3 protein-coding genes are annotated in these 2,211 nt (G+C 32.3%); all 3 read left to right on the forward strand.

Going from position 1 to position 2,211, the window contains the following annotated elements; genetic code table 11:
- Positions 1-127: 127 nt before the first annotated feature.
- Positions 128-676 carry an RNA polymerase sigma-70 factor gene (locus ABY905_RS16625; RefSeq protein WP_372645907.1) on the forward strand — a complete coding sequence of 183 codons (549 nt, stop codon included), beginning with the start codon at positions 128-130 and terminating at the stop codon, positions 674-676.
- A gap of 78 nt (positions 677-754) precedes the next feature.
- Positions 755-1,762: a FecR family protein gene (locus tag ABY905_RS16630; RefSeq protein WP_372645909.1), complete on the forward strand. Its 1,008-nt coding sequence runs from the start codon at positions 755-757 to the stop codon at positions 1,760-1,762.
- A gap of 162 nt (positions 1,763-1,924) precedes the next feature.
- On the forward strand, positions 1,925-2,211 hold a 287-nt coding region (locus ABY905_RS16635; RefSeq protein WP_372645911.1), incomplete at its 3' end, for a hypothetical protein.

The following is a 2,211-nucleotide window of genomic DNA, read 5'->3' on the forward strand; positions in this document are numbered from 1 at the left end:
CATTGATTTATCCTGGAGTTCCCTCTCCAGGATATTTTCAAAACTAAACTTCGAAGCGTATAAGTAGACTTAAAAAAAAGACCTATTTTTAATTAAATATTAAAAATAAACGAAGCAGTAATAACGAATGTTAGAGGATACTCAAAATATTACAAAACAAATACGAGAAGGCAATCTGAAGGAATTCGAAAGAGTTTTCAAAGAATTTTATCCACAACTATGTCTTTACGCACTTCGCTTTGTTAAAACGAAAGATCTATCGGAAGAAATTGTTCAGAATCTCTTTTGTCAGATTTGGGAAAACAGAAAAGAATTAAATATTCATACTTCGATAAAAGCATATTTATACCGATCGACATATCACAACGCCCTACAAGTTTTAAGAAAAATGGGCAGTCATAACAGGTACAAAGAATACATAAAACACCATTTTGATGAAAATGATTCTTCAACTAATACACTTGAAGAGAAAGAAATTAACAAAATTGTACAACAGACGCTTTCCTCATTACCACAACGGTGTGGCACCATTTTTAAGATGAGTCGTTTTGAAGGATTAAAATATCAGGAAATAGCTCAAAAGCTCTCCATTTCGATAAAAACGGTTGAAGCGAATATGGGAAAAGCACTTAAGGTATTTCGACACAATTTAAAAGATTACATATGCTTATTTTAAGCAAACCAATATTTTAAAGAAAACAATTAATAAAGACTATTGCCGCAGTTAAAATTTAAGCTGCCAAAAACAAACAGAATGACAAAAGAATTTTCACATACACTGGATTGGGAGATCATTTCGAAATATTTAAGTGGAGAAATGACAGAATCGGAACTTGAGGTTTTCGAAGCGGAGATGGCAGTAAATCCTAGCTATGCTGAAGCAATAAAAGCTTCTGGAAAAGATTTAACGCTTGCTGATTTATATCTCGCTAACGAAGCATTTGACTCTGAGTATGCTTGGGCGAATGTAAAAAAGAGAATTGTAAGTAAGAAAGATATCACCACACATTTTTCTATTTCAAGACCCTCTCCTCTTAAAGCCTTTTTTAGGCTTGCTGCTTCAATTATAATTTTATTCGGGATTGGGCTTTTGGTTCAAACAACATACACCCATCTATATCCAAACAAGACATTTGTTTGTGAGATAAACGAAGCAAACAAAAGCATAACTCTCGATGATGGTTCTGTGATAACGCTCAACTCAAATTCGAAGCTTATCTATCCTAGAAAATTTAAGACTAATGAGCGTCGAGTAAAATTAATTGGGGAAGCATTTTTTAATATTGCAAAAAATCCCAATAAAGCTTTCATTATTAATGCAAAAGATGCTGAAGTTAAAGTTTTAGGAACATCATTTAATATTAATGCGGCCACGAACAGAGTAGAAGTACTTGTAAAAACAGGAAAAGTTCAATTTTCATCTATCAACAAACCTGATAATAAGTTGATCCTAATTTCTGGTGATTTTGCTAGCTTAAAAGAATCAATACTTGAAAAAACGATAATTCGAGATGATAATTATTTATCGTGGAAAACACGCCAAATGGTTTTTAGAGATACCAAATTAAACGAAGTCGCTAAAGTTCTAAACAGAACCTATCAAGTTCAAATTCGTTTTCAGGAAGCAGAACTTAAGGATTTAGCTCTCAACTCGGATTTCGATCATGAACCACTTGATAATATTTTAAATTACATGTGTGCTCCATTCAACTTGGTATACGAGAAAAATGGCAATCAGATTCTGATTAAAAAGGCGAATTAAAATAGCCTTTAATTCTTATACATAAAGTTTAATGGTATGATCTAACAAGGAGATCATGCCTCAACCTAAACTCTAATCAAAATTAACATGCCCAGTTCCCTTATTCATAGACTCAACAAAATACAGACAAAAGGCATTTTTCTTTTCTTTTGTCTTTTAACGATGAGTATACTAGGCTTAGCACAAAATAAGGGGCTCAATCAAAAAATTTCAATTAGCCTAAAAGAAATCAGTTTAGAAAAGGCCTTAGATTCAATCGCTCGGAAAACAAATACTTACTTTACTTATGATGCCAGTATCCTAATAGACAGACCTCACGTTAATATTCAAGCAAAAGAAGAGATCTTATACAATGTATTAAGACAAATCATTCCTGATACGACTTTAGATTTCCAACTTATAAACAAACAGATTATAATAGTTCCTGCTAAACAAAAAAAGAACCTAGC

It is taken from the genome of Ancylomarina sp. (assembly GCF_041555295.1).
Classification (GTDB): Bacteria; Bacteroidota; Bacteroidia; order Bacteroidales; family Marinifilaceae; genus Ancylomarina.

Coding starts and splice junctions, on each gene's coding strand:
- ABY905_RS16625 (WP_372645907.1), top strand. CDS start 128: ATGTTAGAGGATACTCAAAATATTACAAAACAAATACGAGAAGGCAAT.
- ABY905_RS16630 (WP_372645909.1), top strand. CDS start 755: ATGACAAAAGAATTTTCACATACACTGGATTGGGAGATCATTTCGAAA.